The 21371-nt window shown below is 63.3% G+C and carries 21 protein-coding genes and 1 pseudogene; 13 read left to right on the forward strand and 9 right to left on the reverse strand.

What is annotated here, in order from left to right; genetic code table 11:
* Positions 1-9 precede the first annotated feature (9 nt).
* Both TZ03_RS20060 and TZ03_RS20065 read right to left on the reverse strand, forming a co-directional pair.
* Positions 10-429: a phasin family protein gene (locus TZ03_RS20060; protein WP_051099919.1), complete on the reverse strand. Its 420-nt coding sequence runs from the start codon at positions 427-429 to the stop codon at positions 10-12.
* A gap of 395 nt (positions 430-824) precedes the next feature.
* Positions 825-1100: a polyhydroxyalkanoic acid system family protein gene (locus TZ03_RS20065; RefSeq protein ID WP_016712430.1), complete on the reverse strand. Its 276-nt coding sequence runs from the start codon at positions 1098-1100 to the stop codon at positions 825-827.
* 124 nt (positions 1101-1224) lie between these two features.
* Here TZ03_RS20065 and ubiE point away from each other — a divergent pair, with 124 nt between their 5' ends.
* From ubiE to TZ03_RS32045, 12 genes and pseudogenes are all read left to right on the forward strand, one after another.
* A complete protein-coding gene (gene ubiE, locus TZ03_RS20070; protein ID WP_051099920.1) occupies positions 1225-1995 on the forward strand; it encodes a bifunctional demethylmenaquinone methyltransferase/2-methoxy-6-polyprenyl-1,4-benzoquinol methylase UbiE in 771 nt (256 codons plus the stop codon).
* Positions 1995-2618, forward strand: a complete 624-nt coding sequence (locus TZ03_RS20075; RefSeq protein WP_051099921.1) for an SCP2 domain-containing protein — start codon at positions 1995-1997, stop codon at positions 2616-2618. The genes ubiE and TZ03_RS20075 overlap by 1 nt, the downstream gene beginning before the upstream one ends.
* Positions 2615-4234 carry a ubiquinone biosynthesis regulatory protein kinase UbiB gene (gene ubiB, locus TZ03_RS20080; RefSeq protein ID WP_051099922.1) on the forward strand — a complete coding sequence of 540 codons (1620 nt, stop codon included), beginning with the start codon at positions 2615-2617 and terminating at the stop codon, positions 4232-4234. Before TZ03_RS20075 ends, ubiB begins: the two co-directional genes overlap by 4 nt.
* Before the next feature lie 72 nt (positions 4235-4306).
* The gene (gene hisI / locus TZ03_RS20085; protein WP_003249284.1) at positions 4307-4699 is read left to right on the forward strand and encodes a phosphoribosyl-AMP cyclohydrolase; all 393 of its coding nucleotides are present in this window, start codon (positions 4307-4309) and stop codon (positions 4697-4699) included.
* Position 4700: 1 nt separating this feature from the next.
* Positions 4701-5036, forward strand: a complete 336-nt coding sequence (locus tag TZ03_RS20090) for a phosphoribosyl-ATP diphosphatase (protein ID WP_051099923.1) — start codon at positions 4701-4703, stop codon at positions 5034-5036.
* Between the two features lie 155 nt (positions 5037-5191).
* Positions 5192-5464, forward strand: a complete 273-nt coding sequence (locus TZ03_RS20095) for a twin-arginine translocase TatA/TatE family subunit (protein ID WP_051099924.1) — start codon at positions 5192-5194, stop codon at positions 5462-5464.
* A 3-nt stretch (positions 5465-5467) separates the two neighbouring features.
* Complete coding sequence (tatB, locus tag TZ03_RS20100; RefSeq protein WP_051099925.1) at positions 5468-5842, forward strand: Sec-independent protein translocase protein TatB; 375 nt, start codon at positions 5468-5470, stop codon at positions 5840-5842.
* Positions 5839-6627, forward strand: coding sequence for a twin-arginine translocase subunit TatC (gene tatC / locus TZ03_RS20105; protein ID WP_051099926.1), 789 nt, complete (start codon positions 5839-5841; stop codon positions 6625-6627). The genes tatB and tatC overlap by 4 nt, the downstream gene beginning before the upstream one ends.
* The gene (locus TZ03_RS20110; protein ID WP_051099927.1) at positions 6624-7331 is read left to right on the forward strand and encodes a 16S rRNA (uracil(1498)-N(3))-methyltransferase; all 708 of its coding nucleotides are present in this window, start codon (positions 6624-6626) and stop codon (positions 7329-7331) included. Before tatC ends, TZ03_RS20110 begins: the two co-directional genes overlap by 4 nt.
* 101 nt (positions 7332-7432) lie before the next feature.
* Positions 7433-9010: a methyl-accepting chemotaxis protein gene (locus TZ03_RS20115; protein WP_051099928.1), complete on the forward strand. Its 1578-nt coding sequence runs from the start codon at positions 7433-7435 to the stop codon at positions 9008-9010.
* Between the two features lie 421 nt (positions 9011-9431).
* Positions 9432-10340: pseudogene (locus TZ03_RS32040) on the forward strand (methyl-accepting chemotaxis protein); the annotation flags it as partial.
* A gap of 198 nt (positions 10341-10538) precedes the next feature.
* Entirely contained in the window at positions 10539-11243 is a 705-nt protein-coding gene (locus TZ03_RS32045; RefSeq protein WP_414860316.1) for a methyl-accepting chemotaxis protein, read from the forward strand.
* A gap of 110 nt (positions 11244-11353) precedes the next feature.
* On the opposite strand, the gene TZ03_RS20125 is transcribed toward TZ03_RS32045, so the two are convergent.
* The 7 genes from TZ03_RS20125 to pip all read right to left on the reverse strand — a co-directional run bounded on the left by TZ03_RS20125 (position 11354) and on the right by pip (position 20109).
* On the reverse strand, positions 11354-12088 hold the full coding sequence (locus TZ03_RS20125) for an amino acid ABC transporter ATP-binding protein (RefSeq protein WP_051099940.1): 735 nt from the start codon (positions 12086-12088) through the stop codon (positions 11354-11356).
* Positions 12081-13022 (reverse strand): amino acid ABC transporter permease, encoded by a 942-nt coding sequence (locus TZ03_RS20130; protein WP_414860317.1) that lies wholly within the window; start codon positions 13020-13022, stop codon positions 12081-12083. The genes TZ03_RS20125 and TZ03_RS20130 overlap by 8 nt, the downstream gene beginning before the upstream one ends.
* A gap of 99 nt (positions 13023-13121) precedes the next feature.
* A complete protein-coding gene (locus TZ03_RS20135) occupies positions 13122-13919 on the reverse strand; it encodes a transporter substrate-binding domain-containing protein (RefSeq protein WP_051099941.1) in 798 nt (265 codons plus the stop codon).
* Between the two features lie 234 nt (positions 13920-14153).
* Positions 14154-16727 (reverse strand): glucans biosynthesis glucosyltransferase MdoH, encoded by a 2574-nt coding sequence (gene mdoH / locus TZ03_RS20140; RefSeq protein WP_051099931.1) that lies wholly within the window; start codon positions 16725-16727, stop codon positions 14154-14156.
* Positions 16720-18441 carry a glucan biosynthesis protein G gene (locus TZ03_RS20145; protein ID WP_201775726.1) on the reverse strand — a complete coding sequence of 574 codons (1722 nt, stop codon included), beginning with the start codon at positions 18439-18441 and terminating at the stop codon, positions 16720-16722. The genes mdoH and TZ03_RS20145 overlap by 8 nt, the downstream gene beginning before the upstream one ends.
* Before the next feature lie 262 nt (positions 18442-18703).
* The gene (gene dtd / locus TZ03_RS20150) at positions 18704-19141 is read right to left on the reverse strand and encodes a D-aminoacyl-tRNA deacylase (RefSeq protein ID WP_051099933.1); all 438 of its coding nucleotides are present in this window, start codon (positions 19139-19141) and stop codon (positions 18704-18706) included.
* Complete coding sequence (gene pip, locus TZ03_RS20155; protein ID WP_051099934.1) at positions 19138-20109, reverse strand: prolyl aminopeptidase; 972 nt, start codon at positions 20107-20109, stop codon at positions 19138-19140. The genes dtd and pip overlap by 4 nt, the downstream gene beginning before the upstream one ends.
* A 169-nt stretch (positions 20110-20278) precedes the next feature.
* Between pip and TZ03_RS20160 the strand changes: the two genes are divergently transcribed.
* Positions 20279-21371 (forward strand): dermonecrotic toxin domain-containing protein (locus TZ03_RS20160; RefSeq protein WP_051099935.1); only part of this gene is annotated, 1093 nt, incomplete at its 3' end.

The raw sequence follows: 21371 nt of genomic DNA on the forward strand, positions 1-21371 counted from the left end.
CTGCTCTCCTTATGGTTTGTGCGCGACGCGCTCGAGCAGCTCGTGCAGCTGTTCAAGCTTGATGGACAACGCCTCAACGTCATGTTTAGACGGAATGCCCAGGCGATTCAAGGCGCGACCTACCCGCGCGTCGAAAGCTTTTTCGATCTTGTCCAGTTGAATTTCGACCTTGCCACGTACGCGACTGACTTCTTCGCTGGCTTCGTCGAGCTGATTGTTGGCGGCATCGAGCTCTTTGTCGATGCGCTTCTTGCCACGTTTCTCGACGCCTTCGCCGGCCTTGACCAGCTCATTGAAGTACTCGGAGCCTTCCTGACCCACGCGTGCATACGCGCCTATGCCAGCCAGCCAGATCTTGCGCGCGTAGCCGCGCACTTCGCCCAACGTACCCGGGGCGTCGTCCTTTTTCTTCACATTCACTTTGGCCATGCTCTGTATCTCATGCTCATGAGTGGAGGAGGAACCGCCCATGGAGGTTGGGCTTGAGCATAAGGTAGAGAGGGAAATTAGAATCTTCACCCTAAGTGAACGGCTTCAGGGGTGTGTCGCCTTTGAGATCGAGCGCCGCCCGCGCGGCGCTTCGCGGGCAAGCCCGCTCCTACGTTTGTTTCGGGCCAATTTTTCCTGTGGGATTTGCGCGCGAACGTTTTGGCGCATGGCGCGATATCGCGTCGTACCAACAAGGCGGTCGCGCGCGCGCCATAGGCGTTACTGGCCCGAAACAAACGTAGGAGCGGGCTTGCCCGCGAAGCGCCGCGCGGGCGGCGCTCGATCTCAAGAACGGCACAACGCTCAAACCATGCACCTTGAGCCGTCATACCGCCTCAGGCCAGGGCCTTGTCCAACGCCCGCTCGATCTCGCCCTTGATGGTGCCGCTCATCATCGACAGCATCATGCCCAGCTTCAGCTCCACGCGGATGCTGTCTTCGCCAATGTGCACGCTGCCGTTGGCGCCACTGCGCGCCACATCGACCCGGTCACCGTTCCAGGTGGCCTTGAGGTCGTATTCGCGGCTGAGCTTGTCGACCAGCGCTTCGGCCTTGGCACGGGCGGCATCGCGGCCGAGGGAGTGTTTGCGTTCGACGCTGATCTGGGTCATGCGGGTGTTCCTGAAGATGAAGACATAATTGGCATTATGCCCGCCCCTGTCCACTGGCACACCCCGCCAAGACAAATCCGCCCGTTCGCCCTAGAATGGCGGTAATTTTTTCCGGTGAAGCGATATGAACGACCAGCGCAAAGGCGACCACGCCGAACCCACCACCCATTTCGGCTACCAGGATGTGCCCGAGAGCCAGAAGGCGAAGAAAGTCGCCGAAGTGTTCCACTCGGTGGCGGCCAAGTACGACCTGATGAACGACGTGCTTTCCGGCGGCATGCACCGCCTGTGGAAGCGCTTTACCATCGAGCTGTCGGGCGTGCGCAGCGGCAACCGCGTGCTGGACATTGCTGGCGGTACCGGTGACCTGGCCGCCAAGTTCTCGCGCCTGGTCGGCCCGACCGGCCAGGTAGTGCTGGCCGACATCAACGATTCGATGCTCAAGGTCGGCCGTGACCGCCTGCTCGACCGTGGCGTGGCCGGCAATATCGAGTTCGTCCAGGCCGACGCCGAGAAGCTGCCGTTCCCGGACAACCACTTCGACTGCGTGACCATCGCCTTCGGCCTGCGCAACGTCACCCACAAGGACCAGGCCATCCGTTCGATGCTGCGCGTCCTCAAGCCCGGTGGCCGCCTGTTGATCCTGGAGTTCTCCAAGCCGACCAACAAGCTGATGTCCAAGGCTTACGATGCCTACTCGTTCGCCTTCATGCCGCTGGCCGGCAAGCTGATCACCAATGACTCCGAGAGCTACCGTTACCTCGCCGAGTCGATCCGCATGCACCCCGACCAGGAAACCCTCAAGGCCATGATGGTCGAGGCCGGTTTCGATCGCGTCACCTACCACAACATGACCAGCGGCATCGTCGCCGTGCACCGGGGGATCAAGCCCTGATGCTGCTGGCCGGGCTGCTCGCCAGCGCCGAACATGGCCTGAACCGCGTCCTGCGCATGGACAGCACGGCCCTGCCGCGCCTGGCCGCGCTGGAAGGCAAGGTCATCGAGATCGACTGCCGCCAACCGGCCCTGCAGGTGTTCATCCTGCCCGATGAAGAGGGCCTGATGCTCGCCGCCCACTGGCAAGGCGAAGTCGACTGCAGCCTGCGCGCCCCAGCCGGTAGCCTGGCGCAACTGGCCCTGGCCAAGGACAAGACCGCCGTGCTGCACAGCCCGCAGGTCGAGCTGCATGGCGATAGCGCCGTGTTGCTCGACCTGTTCGGTGTGCTGCAGGACTTGCAACTGGACTGGGAACATGAGCTGCAACGCTGGCTCGGCCCGGTCGCCACGGCGCTGCTGGCCGGCCACATCCGCCTGCGTGCACGCTGGACCCGCCAGGGCCTGGCGCGTTTCAGCCAGAACCTCTCCGAGTACCTGGCCGAAGAGTCCCGCACCCTGGTCGGCAAGCGCGAAGCCGAAGCCGCCTTCAGCGAGCTCGATGCCCTGAAGCTCGATACAGAACGCCTCGAGGCGCGCCTGCAGCGTCTCTCCCGATCCCTTGATACCAGCGATAACGCATGAAGCTGCTCGCCGTCCGCCGTCTTTTTCGCATCCAGCGTGTGGTGATCCGCTACCGTCTCGATGACCTGCTATTCGACCTGCCGCTGCCCTGGTGGCTGATGAGCCTGCGCCTGCTGATGCCGTGGCGCTGGCTGCCACGCAAGCCATCCGAGCTCAGCCGCGGCGCGCGCCTGCGCCTGGCGCTGCAGGACCTGGGGCCGATCTTCATCAAGTTCGGCCAGTTGCTGTCCACCCGCCGCGACCTGCTGCCAACCGACATCGCCGACGAGCTGATGCTGCTGCAGGACCGCGTGCCGCCGTTCGACCCGCAAAAGGCCGTGGCGCTGATCGAAGAGCAGCTGGGCGCAAAGGTTGGCGAGGTGTTCAGCCGCTTCGACGTCGAGCCGCTGGCCTCGGCTTCGGTGGCCCAGGTACACGCCGCACGCCTGAAAAGTGGCGAGGAAGTGGTGGTCAAGGTGGTGCGCCCGGGCCTCAAGCCGGTGATCGCCCAGGACCTGGCCTGGCTGTTCCTGATCGCCAAGGCCGCCGAACGCGCCTCGGCCGATGCCCGCCGCCTGCACCCGGTGGAAATCGTCGGCGACTACGAAAAAACCATCTACGACGAGCTCGACCTGCTGCGCGAAGCGGCCAACGCCAGCCAGCTGCGGCGCAACTTCGAAGGCTCCGAACTGATGTACGTGCCCCAGGTGTACTGGGACCTGTGCCGCCCCAAGGTATTGGTGATGGAGCGCATCTACGGCGTGCCGGTGACCGACATGGCCACCCTGGCCGACCAGCGCACCGACATGAAAATGCTCGCCGAACGGGGTGTGGAAGTGTTCTTCACCCAGGTGTTCCGCGACAGTTTCTTCCATGCCGACATGCACCCCGGCAATATCTTCGTCAGCACGGTCAAGCCCTGGAGCCCGCAGTACATCGCCATCGACTGCGGCATCGTCGGCAGCCTGACCGCCGAGGACCAGGACTACCTGGCGCGCAACCTGATTGCGTTCTTCAAGCGTGACTACCGCCGCGTGGCGCAACTGCATATCGACTCGGGCTGGGTGCCGGCACACACCAAGGTCAACGAATTCGAGGCGGCGATCCGCACCGTGTGCGAGCCGATCTTCGAAAAACCGTTAAAGGATATTTCCTTCGGCCAGGTGCTGATGCGCCTGTTCCAAACCGCCCGGCGCTTCAACATGGAAGTGCAGCCGCAACTGGTGCTGCTGCAAAAGACCCTGCTCAACATCGAAGGCCTGGGCCGCCAGCTGTACCCCGACCTGGACCTGTGGAGCACCGCCAAGCCATACTTGGAGCGCTGGATGCGCGACCGCCTGAGCCCCAAGGCCGTGCTCGGCAACCTGTACAGCCAGGCCGAGCAGCTGCCGCACCTGGCCGACATGACCCGCGACCTGCTCGAACGCCTGTCGCAACCGCATCTGCACGATCCGCAACTGCCAGAACGGCGCCGCCAGGGTGACCGCTGGGCACTGCGCCTGCTGGGTGCCGGCCTGCTGGGAGGTGGGGCGGTGCTGGCCGCGGGCGCTGCCGAGGCCGCCAGCCTGGCCGCCCCGGCCGCCTGGCCGGCCTGGCTGATGCTGGCCGCTGGCCTGTACCTGATCGTGCGCCAATAGCCAGCCGCGCCCGTGGCTGGCACACTAGCGCAAAGGGCCCGGTACCGGAGCGGGCCCGCTTTGGAGTCGACGATGAAAGACTGGCTGGACGAGATCAAGTGGAACAGCGATGGCCTGGTGCCGGCAATCGCCCAGGACCACAAGACCGGACGCGTGCTGATGATGGCCTGGATGAACCGCGAATCGCTGGCCCTGACTGCCGCCGAGCAACGCGCCATCTACTGGTCGCGTTCGCGTGGCAAGCTGTGGCGCAAGGGCGAAGAGTCCGGGCATGTGCAGAAGCTGCATGAACTGCGCCTGGACTGCGATGCCGACGTGATCATCCTGATGGTCGAGCAACTGGGGCATATCGCCTGCCATACCGGCCGTGAAAGCTGCTTCTACCGCGTCTATGAAGACGGCCAGTGGAAAATCGTCGACCCGGTCCTGAAGGACCCGGATGCCATCTACAGCGCAGGACACTGACATGAGCGACACCCTCGACCGCCTGGCCGAAGTGCTTGAAGAGCGCAAGCAGGCAGCCCCCGACAGTTCCTACGTGGCCAGCCTGTACCACAAGGGCCTGAACAAGATCCTCGAAAAGCTTGGCGAAGAGTCGATCGAGACGATCATCGCCGCCAAGGATGCCGCCGTCAGCAAGGATTACAGCGATGTCATCTACGAAACCGCCGACCTGTGGTTTCATAGCCTGGTGATGCTCAGCGCGCTGGGCCAGCATCCACAAGCGGTGCTCGATGAGCTGGAGCGCCGTTTCGGCTTGTCCGGGCATGATGAGAAGGCCGCACGAACGCCTTCTGCCTGACGTTTTTCGGGGGCGCCTGTGGGAGCGGGCGTGCCCGCGAAGAATGCGACGCGGTGCATGGCACCGGCTGCGCCGGTGTTCGCGGGCATGCCCGCTCCCACAGGGGCCGCGTTGCCGGATCGATTTGCTGTAAACACAATATTCAGGAGTACGAAATGGGTATCTTTGACTGGAAACACTGGATCGTCCTGCTGGTCGTCGTGGTCCTGGTATTCGGCACCAAGAAGCTGAAGAACCTCGGCAGCGACCTGGGCGAATCGATCAAGGGCTTCCGCAAGGCCATGAACGAAGAAGAGACCAAGCCGGCCGAGCCAACCCCGCCGCCTGCCCAACCTGTTCCGCCTGTGCAGAACACTGCCCAGCAGAACCAGGGCCACACCATCGACGGCCAGGCCCAGCCGGTCCAAGAGCCGCAGCGGAAAGACTGACCCATGTTCGGCATCAGTTTCAGCGAGCTGCTGCTCGTCGGCCTGGTCGCCCTGCTGGTGCTCGGCCCCGAGCGCCTGCCGGGCGCCGCGCGCACGGCAGGCCTGTGGATCGGGCGGCTCAAGCGCAGCTTCAACAGCATCAAGATGGAAGTGGAGCGCGAAATCGGCGCCGACGACATCCGCCGCCAGCTGCACAACGAGCACATCCTGCAGATGGAAGAGGAAGCCCGGCGCATCCTCAACCCACAAACGCCGCCGGCGCAACCGCCTGTCACCACGGCCACGGTGCAGCCACCTGCCGGGCTCGAAGCCAGGCCGGTGGAAACACCTGCCGCCCCGGGCACTTCTGAACCGCCTCAACCGCCACGAGCCCCATGAGCGAGAATCCGGAACACGACCAGCCAATGCCGCTGGTTTCGCACCTGACCGAACTGCGCACCCGCCTGTTGCGTTGCGTTGCCGTCATTTTCCTGATCTTTGCCGGGCTGTTCTCCTTCGCCCAGCAGATCTACACCCTGGTTTCCGCGCCGCTGCGCGAGCACTTGCCGGCCAACGCGACGATGATCGCCACCGACGTGGCCTCGCCGTTCCTCACGCCGTTCAAGCTGACCATGATCGTGTCGCTGTTCCTGGCCATCCCGTTCATCCTCCAGCAGATCTGGGGCTTCATCGCGCCCGGGCTGTACCGCCATGAAAAGCGCATTGCCATTCCGCTGCTGGTGTCGAGCATTTTCCTGTTCTATGCCGGCATGGCCTTTGCCTATTTCCTGGTGTTCCCGCTGATCTTCGGCTTCTTCGCCAGCGCCACGCCGGAAGGTGTGTCGATGATGACCGACATCGCCAGCTACCTCGACTTCGTGATGACGCTGTTCTTCGCCTTTGGCGTCGCCTTCGAAATCCCGGTGGCGGTGGTGCTACTGGTATGGATCGGTGTGGTCGACGTGAAATACCTGAAGAAAATCCGCCCTTACGTGATCATCGGCTGCTTCGTGGTCGGCATGGTCCTCACCCCGCCGGATATCTTCTCCCAGACCCTGCTGGCCGTGCCCATGTGGCTGCTGTTCGAGGTCGGCGTGCTGTGCGGCAGCCTGATCCGCAAGCGCAGCGCTCACGACGAAGCCACCAACGACCACAACGACCAGCCGCCAGCGACGCAACCGTGAACCTGCTGTTACTCGAAGAAGCCGATTTCATCGCGGCCGGCCGTGTGGTCCTGGCCGACCGCCGCTTCACCCACATGCAGGAGATCCACCGCGTGGCGGTGGGCGACAGCTTGCGGGTCGGCCAGGTCAACGGCTTGATGGGGCGGGCCACGGTGGTACGCCTGGAAGGCCATGAAGCCGAGCTGGAAGTCGGCTTCGATCAGGCGCCACCGGCCAAGCTGCCGCTGACCCTGGTGCTGGCAGTGCCGCGACCGAAGATGCTGCGCCGGTTGTTCCAGACCATAGCCACCCTCGGTGTGCCGCGGCTGATCCTGGTGAACAGCTACAAGGTCGAGAAAAGCTTCTGGCAAACGCCCTTCCTGCAGCCCGAGAGCATTCGCGAGAACCTCATTCTTGGCCTGGAGCAGGCGCGTGACACGGTACTGCCAGAGGTGATCATCGAGAAGCGCTTCAAGCCGTTCGTCGAAGACCGCCTGCCAGCCATTGCCGCAGGCACCCTGGGCCTGGTCGGCCACCCCGGGCCCTACCCCGCCTGCCCGCGGGCCGTGGAGCAGGCGGTGACACTGGCGATCGGCCCGGAAGGTGGCTGGATCCCGTACGAAATCGACCTGCTGAGCAAGGCCGGCCTGGCACCTGTACAGCTGGGCGAGCGCATTCTACGGGTAGAAACCGCCGTGACGGCCCTTCTTTCGCGAATTTTCTGACACAGCAGTCAGCTTTCGTACCATCAAGTTTCCTTCTCCCAGGCCGATGGCCTTGGCAACACAACAATTATTGGTGCTGCCAAGTCGCCGGGGAGTCGTACATGTATCAATGGTTCGCCCAATCGTTGGGCAATGTGAGCGTCAATCGCAAATTGGGGTTGGGCTTCGGCCTGGTGCTGCTGTTGACCCTAGTCACCACCCTGACCGGCTGGCTGGGCATGGACAGCATCATCGACCGTGGCGACAAGCTGGGTAATATCTCGGTCATCCAGCAGTACACCCAAGACTTGCGCATTGCCCGCCAGCACTATGAACGTAATCGCGACAGTGCGGCTGTTGCAGAGCTGGAAAAGGCTCTGAACGATCTGGAGCGCCAAGTCCAGCTCATGCTTGGGCAGATTGAAAAACCCGCCGATCAACAGCGCCTGCAACAGCAACTAGCAGCGGTCAAGCAATACCGGCAAGCGTTCGCCGACCTCAAGCAAAGCGCGGCTGATCCAGTCGCCACAGAGCAGGCGCTGCGGCGTATGGCCGACCAGGGCACAGTGCTGCTGCAGACCAGCCAGGCCATGACCACCTCGCAAACCGCGGTACGTGACGCTGGCGCCAGCCAGGCCAAGACACTGCTCGGCGTGGCCACGCTGCTGGCCTTGGCCTTGGGCCTGCTGGCAGCCTGGGCCATCACCCGGCAGATCATCATCCCGCTGCGCCAGACCTTGCACGCCGCCGAGCGTGTGGCCAGTGGCGACCTGACCCAAGACCTGCAAGTGCAACGCCGCGACGAACTGGGCCAGTTGCAAGCCAGCATGCAGCGCATGACCCAAGGCCTGCGCGAACTGATCGGCGGCATCGGCGATGGGGTCACGCAGATCGCCAGTGCTGCCGAGGAACTGTCGGCGGTGACCGAACAGACCAGCGCCGGGGTCAACAACCAGAAGGTCGAGACCGACCAGGTGGCGACCGCCATAAACCAGATGACCGCTACCGTGCATGACGTGGCGCGCAATGCCGAACAGGCCTCGGAAGCCGCGTTGATGGCCGACCAGCAAGCCCGCGAAGGTGACCGGGTGGTGGGTGAAGCGGTAACGCAGATCGAGCGCCTGGCCGGCGAAGTGATCAACTCCAGCGAGGCGATGAACCAGCTCAAGGCCGAGAGCGACAAGATCGGCAGCGTGCTCGACGTGATCAAGTCGGTGGCCCAGCAGACCAACCTGCTGGCCCTCAACGCTGCCATCGAAGCCGCGCGTGCCGGTGAGGCTGGCCGTGGCTTTGCCGTGGTGGCCGACGAAGTGCGCAGCCTGGCCCAGCGCACCCAGCAGTCGACCGAAGAGATCGAAGAGTTGATTGCCGGCCTGCAAAGCGGCACCCAGCGCGTGGCCAGCGTGATGGACAACAGCCGCCAGCTGACCGACAGCAGCGTCGAGCTGACCCGCCGCGCCGGCAGCTCGCTGGAGACCATCACCCGCACCGTGTCGTCGATCCAGGCGATGAACCAACAGATCGCCACGGCGGCAGAGGAACAGACTGCGGTGGCCGAGGAGATCAACCGCAGCGTGATGAATGTGCGGGATATTTCTGATCAGACCTCGGCGGCCAGTGAAGAGACGGCCAGTTCGAGCATGGAGCTGGCACGGCTGGGCACCCACCTGCAGGGGTTGGTGGGGCGATTCAGGCTTTGATCGAACGGGACTGACGCCACTTTTGTGGGAGCGGCCTTGTGTCGCGATGGGGCGCGCAGCGGCCCAGGATTTCAGCTCCGCCGCATATATTGCCGGGGCCGCTTTGCGGCCCTTTCGCGACACAAGGCCGCTCCCACAGAGACCCCACCGCCAGGTAATTTTTCATACAATTACCAGTGAAATTTCCTACCTGATTATCAGGTCAAGTCCTACAGCTCCGCTGCCGATTGGCAGAGGTGTGATGCCGGCAATACGCCTGCATCCCCCCTCAATCGCACGGAGACTCCCCATGCTCGGCTACCTCAACCGCAAGCTCGGCAACATCAGTGTCGCTGCCAAGCTGGCCCTCGGCTTCGCCGTGGTCCTGCTGCTTACCCTGACCACCACCATCAGCGGCTGGCGCGCGCTGGATGGCGCCATCATGCGCTCGCAGCAACTCAGCGAAATAGGCCTGATCAACGACCTGACCAAGGACTTGCGCGCAGAACGCATCACCTACCGCGTGCTCGGCGATGACACCAGCAAATCGCGCATCGCCAACATCCTCGAGCAGCTCAACAACATGCTGACCACGCTGCAGCAACGTAGCAACGTCGATGAGTCACGGCAGATGCTGACTGAAAAACTGGCTTTGCTGCAGCGCCTGCGCGACGACTTCAACGAACTGCAACGCAGCGTCGCCAGCCGTGTGGCCCTGCGTGAGGCCATGCAGGCACAGGAGCAGAAACTCGACGACGTGATCGACGAACTACAGACCCAGGCACTGCTGAAGATGCCTGCCGACAGCCAGCAAAGTGCTGTGCTGGGCCTGATGGACACGCTCAGCCGGCATGTCGATGGTGCCAATCAGCAGAGCCTGGTGCCAGCCTATACCTTCACCCCCATCGAGGACTTTGCCAAGGTCGGTGACAGTGCCCTGGACGCGGCGCAGAGTAGCCTTGGGCAACTGCTCAAAGGCCTTGCGCAGCTGGGCCTGCCGCGCGCCGTCAGCGAGCAGCCTGGAGTCGAACTGGCCAAGTATCGCGCCAGCCTGGACCAGTACCGGCACGCCGCCGTGCGCGTCGAGCAGCTGCAGAACGACATGGAAAAAATGGGCAACGAGTTGCGCGCGTTAAGCCTTGAGCTGAGTAAACGCAAGGTCGAACAACGTGACCACGAAGCCCTGGCCGCCCGCTCGCTGCTGACCAGCGTGGCGCTGCTGGCGCTGGCGGTGGGTGTGTTGGCCGGCTGGCTGATCACCTTGCAGATCACCCAGCCCCTGCGCCAGACGCTGGCCGTGGCCGCGCGCATTGCCAAGGGTGACCTGAGCCAGGTCGACGCGGTGCAGCGCCGCGACGAGATGGGCCAGTTGCAGACCAGCATGCGCGAAATGACCTTGAGCCTGCGCGAACTGATCGGCGGCATCGACCAGGGCGTCGGCCAACTGTCACAGGCCGCTACGCAACTGGCTGCCAGCAGCGAGGACACCAAACTGCGCATCAACCAGCAACGTGAAGAAACCGACCAGGTCGCCACTGCCATGAACCAGATGAGCGCCACCGTCCAGGAAGTGGCGCAGAACGCCGAACAGGCCTCGCTGGCAGCGACCAACGCCGACCAGCAGGCGCAGGTGGGCGACCAGGTGGTAGCCGAAGCCATCGGCCGCATCGAACAACTGGCCGGGCAGATGGACCATTGCCTGGCAGCCATGCAACACCTGGCGGGCGAGAGCCAGCGGATTGGCAGCATCCTCGATGTGATCAAGTCGGTGTCCGAACAGACCAACCTGCTGGCCCTGAACGCGGCGATCGAAGCGGCACGGGCCGGCGAGGCCGGGCGTGGCTTTGCCGTGGTCGCCGATGAGGTACGCGGTTTGGCCCAGCGCACCTCCACGGCGACCGAAGAGATTGGCCAACTGATCGACAGCCTGCACAACGGCACGGATGAGGTGACCCGCTTGCTGGACAGCAGCAAGAACCTGACCGAGCAGAGCGTGGAGTTGAGCCGCAGGGCCGGACAGGCACTGGGCCAGATTACCGACACGGTGTCGAGCATCCAGGGCATGAACCAGCAGATCGCCACGGCCAGCGAAGAGCAAAGCGTGGTAGCCGAGCAGATCAACCGAAGTGTGCTGAATGTGCGGGATGTGTCGGATCAGACCAGTGCGGCCAGTGAGCAGACGGCGGCTTCGAGTGGGGAGTTGGAGCAGTTGGGGCAGCAGTTGCGCGGGATGGTGGGGCGGTTCAACATCTGAGACCGAGTCGTCCTCTTCGCGGGCTCGCCCGCTCCCACAGGTACCGCACAGCCTTCAAGACCTGTGCAAGACCTGTGGGAGCGGGCGTGCCCGCGAAGAGGACGGTGCGCTTAAAGCACCTGGCGCAGGAAGGCCTGGGCGCGCGGGTCCTTCGGCGCAGCGAAGAACTCGGCCGGTGCCGAATCTTCCAGCAGCTTGCCATGGTCGAAGAACAACACGCGGTCCGCCACTTCGCGGGCAAAGCCCATTTCGTGGGTGACGCAGACCATGGTCATGCCTTCCTGGGCCAGGGTCTTCATCACGTCCAGCACCTCACCGACCATTTCCGGGTCCAGCGCCGAGGTCGGTTCGTCGAACAGCATCACCTTCGGGTCCATGGCCAGGGCCCGGGCGATCGCTACCCGCTGCTGCTGGCCGCCGGACAAACGCGACGGGTATTCATTGGCCTTCTGCGCGATACCGACCTTCTCCAGCAACGCCCGGGCCTTGGATTCGCGGTCGGCTTTGCTGCGCTTGCGCACCACCTTCTGCGCCAGGCACAGGTTTTCCAGCACGGTCATGTGCGGGAACAGGTTGAAATGCTGGAACACCATGCCGACTTCGCGGCGATAGGCGTTGATGTCGGTCTTCGGGTTGGCCAGCTCCAGGCCATCGATGGCCACATGGCCTTCGTCGAAGTGCTCCAGGCCGTTGAGGCAGCGCAGGAAGGTCGACTTGCCCGAACCCGACGGGCCGAGCACCACCACCACTTCGCCCTTGGCTACCTGGGTAGTGACGTTATCCACAGCCCGAACCACATGGCCACGGGTGTCGAAGACTTTCAGCAGGTCACGGACTTCAATCACTTTGCGCAAGCCTCCGCTCGAGCCGGCTGGCCAGGTGCGACAGCGGCAGGTTGATCAGCAGGTACAGGCCTGCCACGCAGAACCAGATCTCGAAAGTCGAGAACGAGGTGGTGATGGCCTCGCGGCCGCTCTTGGTCAGTTCGGTGATCGCGATCACCGAGACCAGCGAGGTGTCCTTGACCAGGCTGATGAACTGGCCGGCCAACGGCGGCAGCACGCGTTTGAACGCCTGCGGCAGGATCACGTGGCGCATCGACTGGCCGGCGTTCAGGCCCAGCGAGCGGGCCGCCTCGTTCTGGCCCTTGGCGATGGACTGCACGCCGGCACGGACGATTTCGGCCACATAGGCACCGGTGAACAGCGCCAGTGCGGCCACCCCGGCGAATTCGCGGGACAGGTTCAGCACGGTACCGATGAAGAAGTAGAAGATGAAGATCTGCACCAACAGCGGGGTACCGCGCACCAATTCGACATACACCGTCGACAGGTCACGCAAGGTCGGGTTGCTGGACAAACGGCAGAGGCCGGCGAATAGGCCGATGACCAGGCCCAGGGCACCGGACACCACCGAAATCCACAGGGTGGTCCACAGGCCCCAGGCCAGCGGGCCGGCCGCCCAGTGGCGGGTAACGCCAACCTGGTCGCCTTCGGCAACATCGTCGCCGCGGCTCAGTTGCAGGCTGTCCTTGGCCACGTCGAGCACCTGCTCGTCACCGTTCTCGTCCTTCAGCGTGACGCGGGCGTTATCGCCAGAGATGACGATCTCCTGCACGGTGCCGTAACCGGCGGCACGCTGTGCTTCCTCGGCCTTGTAGGCGAAGTACTGCGGTACGCGGTTCCAGCGCCACTCGTAGGAAATCATCGAGGTGGCCATGTACAGGCTGAACGCCAGGCCCACCAGGACCAGTGCGGTCAGCCCATGCCAGGGCCACATGGCTTTCTTGTGTTTGATCACGTGGGGTACTTCCGTAAATGCGAACGCGCAGGGTTTGCCTGCGCGTCGGGGTCAAAAGCCGGGCTTGTGGCCTGGGCCTTATTCCATTTCCTTCAGCCAGTCCTTGTTCTTGAACCACTTGTCGTGAATACGATCGTAGGTCCCGTCATGCTTGATCTGGTGCAGGAAGTTGTTGATGAAGTTGATGCTGTCGTAGTCGCCTTTCTTCAGGCCGAAGGCCAGCGGCTCGTAGGTGAAGGGTTCATCGAGGAACAGCAGCTTGCCAGCGCCGGCCTTCTCCACTGCCACCACGTTGTACGGCGCGTCATAGACGAAGGCGTCGGCCTTGCCATTGACCACGTCCATCACCGCTTCCTGCTCGTTGTCGTAACCGTGGTACTTGGCCTTGGCGAGCAGCTTCTTGGAGACCATTTCGCCGGTGGTGCCGAGCTTGGAGGTAATGCGGTACTTGTCGTTGTTCAGGTCCTTGTACGATTTGATCTCGCCGGCCAGTTCCTTGCGGATCAGCAGGGTCTGGCCAACCACGATGAAGGGTTCACTGAAGTTCAGACGCAGGTTCCGTTCCTGGGTCAGGGTCATGCCGCTACCGATCATGTCGAACTTGTTGGTCAGCAGTGCCGGGATGATGCCGTCATAGGCGGTGGAGACGGGCTCGAACTTGACGCCCATGGACTTGGCCATGGCCTTGAGAATGTCGACTTCGAAACCGATGATCTCGCCGCGCTTGTTGGTCATCTGGAACGGCATGTAGGTTGGGTCCATGCCCACCCGCAGGGTGCCGCGCTTGACCGCGTCATCGATGGCGCCCGCCTGGGCGGAGGCTACCGCGACCAGCGCGGTGACACCGACCAGCAGTCGCGAAAGGTATTTCTTCATCATCACCAAGTCCCCTAGCAAGAAAAGTAGCGAATCTTATTGTTGGCACGGCCGTACTGGCCGATGCGTCATATCGGAGAGGGATGCTAACGCATGGCAGCCCGGGGACCTAGAGCTGGGGGGGACTTTGTTGGCCAAAATCGGCATGGGCCCTGAAAAGCTTCGCGGGCAAGCCCGCTCCTACAAGGATACGCGTATCGCTGTAGGAGCGGGCTTGCCCGCGAATAGGCCCTGTCAGGCACCAACCAGGGAAGGCTGGGCCTCGTTCTCCGGATGCAACGGCAACAGCGGCGAATGCGGGTCGTTGTTGATCGAGGCCCGCCATACGTCGATCCAGGCCGCATTGTGCTCGGCCCAGACCTGCTCGTGCAGGCGGGTCAGCGCCACCGGGTCGCTGAGCAGGGCCAGGCGGGTATTGAGGTCCAGCCCTTGTGGGCCGACCTCGATCGCCTTGGCCACGCGCTCGGCACGCAGTGCCTCGATCGGCGCCGCCTGGCCATGGCGGGCAGTGGCCATGGCGCAGGCCAGGGCGTTCTGCCGCGGGTCGACCACGGCCCGGACGAAGCCGTCGTGCAGGGCATGCCAGCGATTCTCGTGGGTGTACTGGTCGGTGGCCAGCAGCTCTTGCGGGGTGGCGTATTCCTCGGGAATGAGGAACAGCTTCTCGTCCTTGGCCGCCAGGCCCAGGCGGGTGCGGCTGGAGATCACCGAAACCGGGATCGACAGCACCAGCGAACCGACGATTGGCGCCAGCCACCACAGGAAGCTCGGGTTCAGCCATGCCACCAACCCGGCCCAGGCAATGCCCAGCAGGGTCTGCGGACCATGGCGCCGCACGGCTTCGCTCCACGGCGTGGAGTCGTCGTCACGCTGCGGCGAGTTCCAGGTCGCGGCCCAGCCGAGGAACGCGGCCAGCACGAAGCGGGTGTGGAAGATCATGCGCACCGGCGCCAGCAACATGGAGAACAGCATCTCCATCAGCATCGACAAGGTGACCTTGACCCGCCCGCCAAACTCGATAGCGCCCTTGGCCCAGATCAGGATGACGCTGAGCAGCTTGGGCAGGAACAGCAACACGATGGTGGTGGAGAACAGCGCCACGGCCTTCTCCGGGTGCCACTGCGGCCACAGCGGGTAAAGCTGGTACGGCTCGATGAAATATTGCGGCTCCATCAGCGTGTTGGTTGCCAGCAACGCGGTCGACAGCACCAGGAACAGGAACCACAACGGCGCCGACAGGTACGACATCACCCCGGTGAGGAACACCGCACGGTGTACCGGGTGCATGCCCTTGACCAGGAACAGGCGGAAGTTCATCAGGTTGCCATGGCACCAGCGGCGGTCACGCTTGAGCTCGTCGAGCAGGTTCGGCGGCAGTTCTTCGTAGCTGCCCGGCAGGTCGTAGGCGATCCACACGCCCCAACCGGCGCGGCGCATCAGCGCGGCTTCGACGAAGTCGTGGGAGAGGATCGCCCCGGCGAACGCGCCCTTGCCCGGCAACGGCGCCAGGGCGCAGTGCTCGATGAACGGTTTCATGCGGATGATCGCGTTATGGCCCCAGTAGTGCGACTCGCCCAGCTGCCAGAAGTGCAGGCCGGCAGTGAACAGCGGGCCGTAAACGCGGGTGGCGAACTGCTGCATGCGTGCATACAGGGTATCCATGCCCGAGGCTTTCGGCCCGGTCTGGATGATGCCGGCGTCCGGGTTGGCCTCCATCAGGCGCACCAGGCTGCTCAGGCATTCGCCGCTCATGACGCTGTCGGCATCGAGCACGACCATGTACTTGTAATCGCCGCCCCAACGACGGCAGAAGTCGTCGAGGTTGCCGCTCTTGCGCTTTACCCGGCGCCGGCGGCGACGGTAGAAGATGCGGCCAAAGCCTTTGGTTTCGCGGCACACGTCCAGCCAGGCCTGTTGCTCGGCCACGGCGATGTCGGTGTCGTTGGTGTCGCTGAGCACGAAGAAGTCGAAGCGGTCGAGGTTGCCGCTGGCGGCTACCGACTCGAACGTCGCACGCAGGCCGGCGAACACGCGCGGCACGTCTTCGTTGCAGATCGGCATCACCAGTGCGGTGCGAGCTTCGGCTGCGATCGGCTCGTTGCCTGCGCTGCTGCCGGAAATCTTGTATTTGTCACGCCCGGTCAGAAGCTCGAGGAAGCCCATGAGCGCGGTCCAGAAGCCCGCCGATACCCAGCAGAACAGAATACCGAAGAGGATCAGGATGGACGTCTGCAAGGCGTATGGCCACACCTGCACGACCGTTTCCCACAGCGACTGGGCGAGGATCTCGTCCAGGTCGACGAACGACCAGCCCTGGTACGGCAGGATACCCTTCATGTACCAGCCGGCGACGATGGTCTGGCCGATCATCAGGGTTAGCAGGATGTAACGACGAATCGAACCGACCGTGCGCCAGCGTGCCGGCGGCAGTTCGCGCTTGGGCGGCTGCGGCGCGTTGGTACGGCCGGTCATGCGCCGCCACATGCGGATCAGCACATTGGTGCGCCATGGCTCGGGCACCACCCGGGTGCGCTTGATCGGCGGGGCGATCTTCAGGCACAGGCGGCCGCTGCCATCGACGCCGAGCATTTCGGCATCCTCCAGCTCGGCAGCGCTGCCCACGGTCAGGCGCGAGCCCACCGAAGCCTGCACGGCTTCGCCAGCGTTGGCGGCCGGGTTGGCCGCCAGGCGTTGATGCAGCTCGCTGAACGACGAGCAACTGGCGAGTTCCGCCCGTTGCTCGTCACTCAGTGGTAGATGGGCCAGATACTCGCCAAGCGATTCCGGCCTTGCGCTTGAGTTACTCATCGGCAGGCAACTGATAGCTCCAGGTCTCGGTCAGCACCTTCTCGGTGGTGGCCGGGGTCCCGTTGGTGGGCGCCGCATCGGCGGCAGGTTGTTCAGCCTTGACGGCTTTCTCGGCCTTGGCCTGCTTGGCTGCGGCCTTGTCCTGCTTGGCGTCCTGGGCAGGCTTGACAGGTTCGACCGGCACATCACGCACCAGCGCGGCACGCATTTCGGTCGATTTGTTGGCTTCCTTGATCTTCAACCGCAGAGTCAGGCGCCAGCCCTTGGTCTCTGGGTTATAGCGCAGGTTGTTCTCGACCACCTCGGCGTTATCGCCCACGCTGATCTGGCTGCGTACAGCGGTGTCTTCCGGCAGGGCGGCCAGCGCCGGGCCGGCGAAGTCGACCAGGAAGGCCACGCTGCCGTCTGGCTGGCGGATCAGGTTGGACTGCTTGACGTCACCGGTGGAACGCAGGGTCTGCTTGACCCAGCCCAGGTCAGGGGCCTGGAACTTCGGTTCGTCGATGGTGAAGTGCAGGCGGTAGGCATACTCGAACGGCTTGCCTGGCTCAGGCAGCTTTTCCGGGCTCCAGAAAGCCACGATGTTGTCGTTGGTCTCGTCGGCGGTCGGGATCTCGACCAGATCGACGGTGCCTTTGCCCCAGTCGCCCTTCGGCTCGATCCAGGCGCTTGGGCGCTTCTGGTAGTTGTCGTCGAGGTCTTCGTAGTCGCTGAAGGCACGCTGACGCTGCATCAGGCCGAAACCACGCGGGTTCTCGACGCTGAAGTTGCTCACCGCCAGATGTTTCGGGTTGTTCAGCGGGCGCCAGATCCACTCGCCATTGCCAGCATGGATCGACAGGCCTTCGGAGTCATGCAGGGCCGGGCGGTAGTTCAGCACCTTGGATGGCTGGTTGGGGCCGAACAGGTACATGCTGGTAAGCGGCGCAACGCCCAGGCGGCTGACCTGCTCGCGCAGGAACACGCGCGACTGCACGTCGACCACGGTGTCGTTGCCCGGGCGCAGGATCAGCTTGTAGGCGCCGGTGGAGCGCGGCGAGTCCAGCAGGGCGTAGATCACCAGGTGCTTGTCGGCCGGCTTGGGCTTCTCGACCCAGAACTCGGTGAAGCGCGGGAACTCCTCGCCCGACGGCAGCGCGGTGTCGATGGCCAGGCCACGGGCCGACAGGCCGTATACATGGCCCTTCCCGACTACGCGGAAGTAGCTGGCGCCAAGCAGGGTCATGATTTCGTCCTGCTTGTCGGCCTTGTTGATCGGGTAAAGCACGCGGAAACCGGCGTAGCCCAGGCTCTTGGTGGTTTCCGGGTCGTGCGGCACGTCACCGAACTCGAAGCGGCTCGGGTCGTACTTGATTTCCTCGACCTTGGTCGCGGTGACTTCGTTGATTTTCACCGGTGTGTCGAAGTGCATGCCCTGGTGATAGAAGGACAGCTTGAACGGGGTCTTGTCCTTGGCCCACTCGGCCTTTTCCTGCAGGAAGTGAATCTTCTGGTAGTCAGCGAACTTCATGTCGCGGAATACCGCCGGCAGGTTACTTTTCGGTGCTTCGTATTTCTGGCCGGCCAGATCCTTTGCCTTGGCTGCAACATCGTCAAGATTGAATGCCCACAGCTGGCCCGCGCTCATCAGGCCAACCAGGGCCACGCTGGCCATCAGGACCTTGCGCAGCCGGATGCCGGGGATTCTTGATGCTTTTTGGGGACTAACAATCACGAGCAACCCTCGCCGAAAACAGATCATGAAACCAACGGCCAGCGACAAATGCCGGGTTGGCGAGCACTGTTCGGACCCCGTGAGGGCGTAATGATTCCCCAAACGGATCCAGACAATGCTCGAGTCAGAGTGAAACGAACCTGCGAACGCAGGTCCATGCAGCGCGCGATTATCCAGCAGGTCGCGTGACAACGCATCAGGCTGGAACAACTATTTATCGTACAAAACCCCTTGTTTTCCCATGAACAAGGGGTTTTTGACCTCATATTTGTAAGATAAATGTCACGGGGCCATCATTGACCAGATGCACCTGCATGTCCGCGCCGAATTGCCCACTTGCCACGTCGGCGTGCTGGCCCTGCGCTTGCTGTAGAAGATAGTCGAACAATTCGGCGCCAAGGGCTGGTGGCGCTGCGGTCGAGAAGCTCGGGCGCAGGCCATTGCGGGTGTCTGCCGCCAAAGTGAACTGCGACACTAGCAACAAGCCACCGCCGATATCCTTGAGCGACAGGTTCATCTTGCCCTGTTCATCGCTGAACACACGATAGTTCAACAGCTTGTGCAACAGCTTGTCGGCCTGTTCGCGGGAGTCTTCGGGCTCGACCGCCACCAGCACCAGCAGGCCCTGATCGATGGCGCCGACCACCTCCCCTGCCACTTCGACCCGTGCGCCACGCACACGTTGCAGCAGGCCCCTCATGCTTCTTCCAGGGGCAGGTCGAGCAGGCGCCGGGCCATCTGGTCGGCAGCACGCACCAGGGCATCGGTGATGCCAGGCTCGGAAGCCGCGTGGCCAGCGTCACGGATCACCTTCAATTCGCTGTTTGGCCAGGCCTGGTGCAACGCCCAGGCGTTGTCCAGCGGGCAGATCACATCGTAGCGGCCGTGCACGATCACCGCCGGCAAATGGGCGATTTTCGGCAGGTCGCGGATCAACTGGTCAGGCTCGAGGAAAGCGTTGTTCATGAAGTAGTGGCATTCGATGCGGGCAATCGACAACGCCCGCTGCGGCTCGGAGAAGCGATCGACCACCAGCGGATTGGGGCGCAGGGTAGCAGTACGGCCCTCCCAGGTGGACCAGGCTTTGGCCGCGTGCATCTGGGCGATCTGGTCGTTGCCGGTCAGGCGCTTGTGGAAGGCCGCGACCAGGTCACCGCGCTCTTCCGGCGGGATCGGCGCGATGTAGTCTTGCCAGTAGTCGGGGAACAGGCGGCTGGCACCCTCCTGGTAGAACCACTGGATCTCCTGGGGGCGGCACAGGAAGATGCCGCGCAGGATCAGCCCATGCACGCGCTCGGGGTGGGTCTGGGCGTAGGCCAGGGCCAGGGTCGAGCCCCACGAACCGCCGAACAGCACCCACTTGTCGATACCCAGGTGCTCGCGGATACGCTCCATGTCCTCGACCAGGTGCCAGGTGGTGTTGTTGTCCAGGCTCGCGTGCGGCGTGGAACGGCCACAGCCGCGCTGGTCGAAGGTGATGATGCGATACAGATTGGGGTCAAAGTAGCAGCGGCTCTGGGCGTCGCAACCAGCGCCAGGGCCGCCGTGGATGAACACCACGGGCAGACCTTCCGGCGAGCCGCTTTCGTCGACATACAGCACATGCGGCGCTTCCACGGCCAGATCGTGCCGGGCGTAGGGTTTGATCTGCGGGTAGAGGGTCTGCATCGCGCACTCCGTGTGAGGATATATTCGGCCGTGGGCCATCATAAACCTGAATTGCGCTGAGAGCACCGTCCTCTCTGATACGTCGGCTGGGCTGCGATAGATATAGCTACCTCACACAGGCCAGCACCCCCGGTGATAGTCCCTTGCCCTAACCAGCAAGGCCACCGATATGCCAAACCCAGTCAATTCGCGCCCAGGCATGCATTACGCCATCATCGAACACAAGATCCCCGCATGGCTCAAGCTTGCCCCGCCCGCAACCCACCGCACGATGCGTAATCACCAACAGCCGCCCGCCTGGTTGTCGGCAGCGATCCAGCGGCGCCCGGAGATTGCCAAGGCATGGCAGGATGAACATGCCCGACACCGTGAGCATCAGGCGCAGGTGCAAAAGCTGTTCGAGCAACTGCCGGCTCTGCAAACCTACGCCAGTGAAATGTTGACCGCTGCGATCAAGCAGCGCTTCGGGCTTGACCTGGACGTACGCAACACCTACCTGGTCGATGCCCGCCTGATCGACACCAGCAACGTGTTCGACGGCCGCCAGGCAATCGATCGGGCCACCCGCTCGCTGCTGCACTGCGCGCTGCACAACTTTGACCAGGCCGCGGCTGCTGAGCATGGCATGGATGCGCCCGGGGCGATCCTCAAGAAATCGGTCATCCTCGATCACAGACGCTTCATGGGCACGACGCCGATCACCAATAACGTGGAAATTGGTGCCGAAGCTTTTGCCGACTTGTGCCGCACCCTGGACATCGGCGGCAAATACCATGCGCTGCTCCATGCCATTTACTACCCGCTCGCCACCGCGCACCTCAGTGCCGATGAAGCAGCGCTGGAGGTTTATGAAACCTTGGGGCGAGCCGAGGTCTCGGCATTCCGCCAGTCGTTGCATTTCGCTCGACTCAAAGGCGATATCAGCGAGGCACTGTATACCGCCGCCCTGACCACGCCACTCGATCAGCCGCCATCGGCCAGCTCGGCGGTAACCTTCAGCTTGCTTGACTTGTGGGAGGCCGAGCTGACCGGTGTCGTACTGCTTGATCTGCATAGCGCAGGGCAACAGGCCGTAGCACTGTATATCCCCGAGGACAGCACAACGCCACTCAAGGAGTTCCCCGACCTTCACGCCTTGCAGGCCGAGTTGCGCGACCGCCTTCAGACCAATATCGGCTATTTGGACAAGCACCTCGCAGAACGCGACAAGGCAATGATAAGTGCCCGCCTCAGGGAACGGCTCACGCCACTGAACTGGAGCG

Origin of the sequence: Pseudomonas sp. 10-1B (assembly GCF_000935045.1) — a bacterium.
GTDB lineage: Bacteria > Pseudomonadota > Gammaproteobacteria > Pseudomonadales > Pseudomonadaceae > Aquipseudomonas.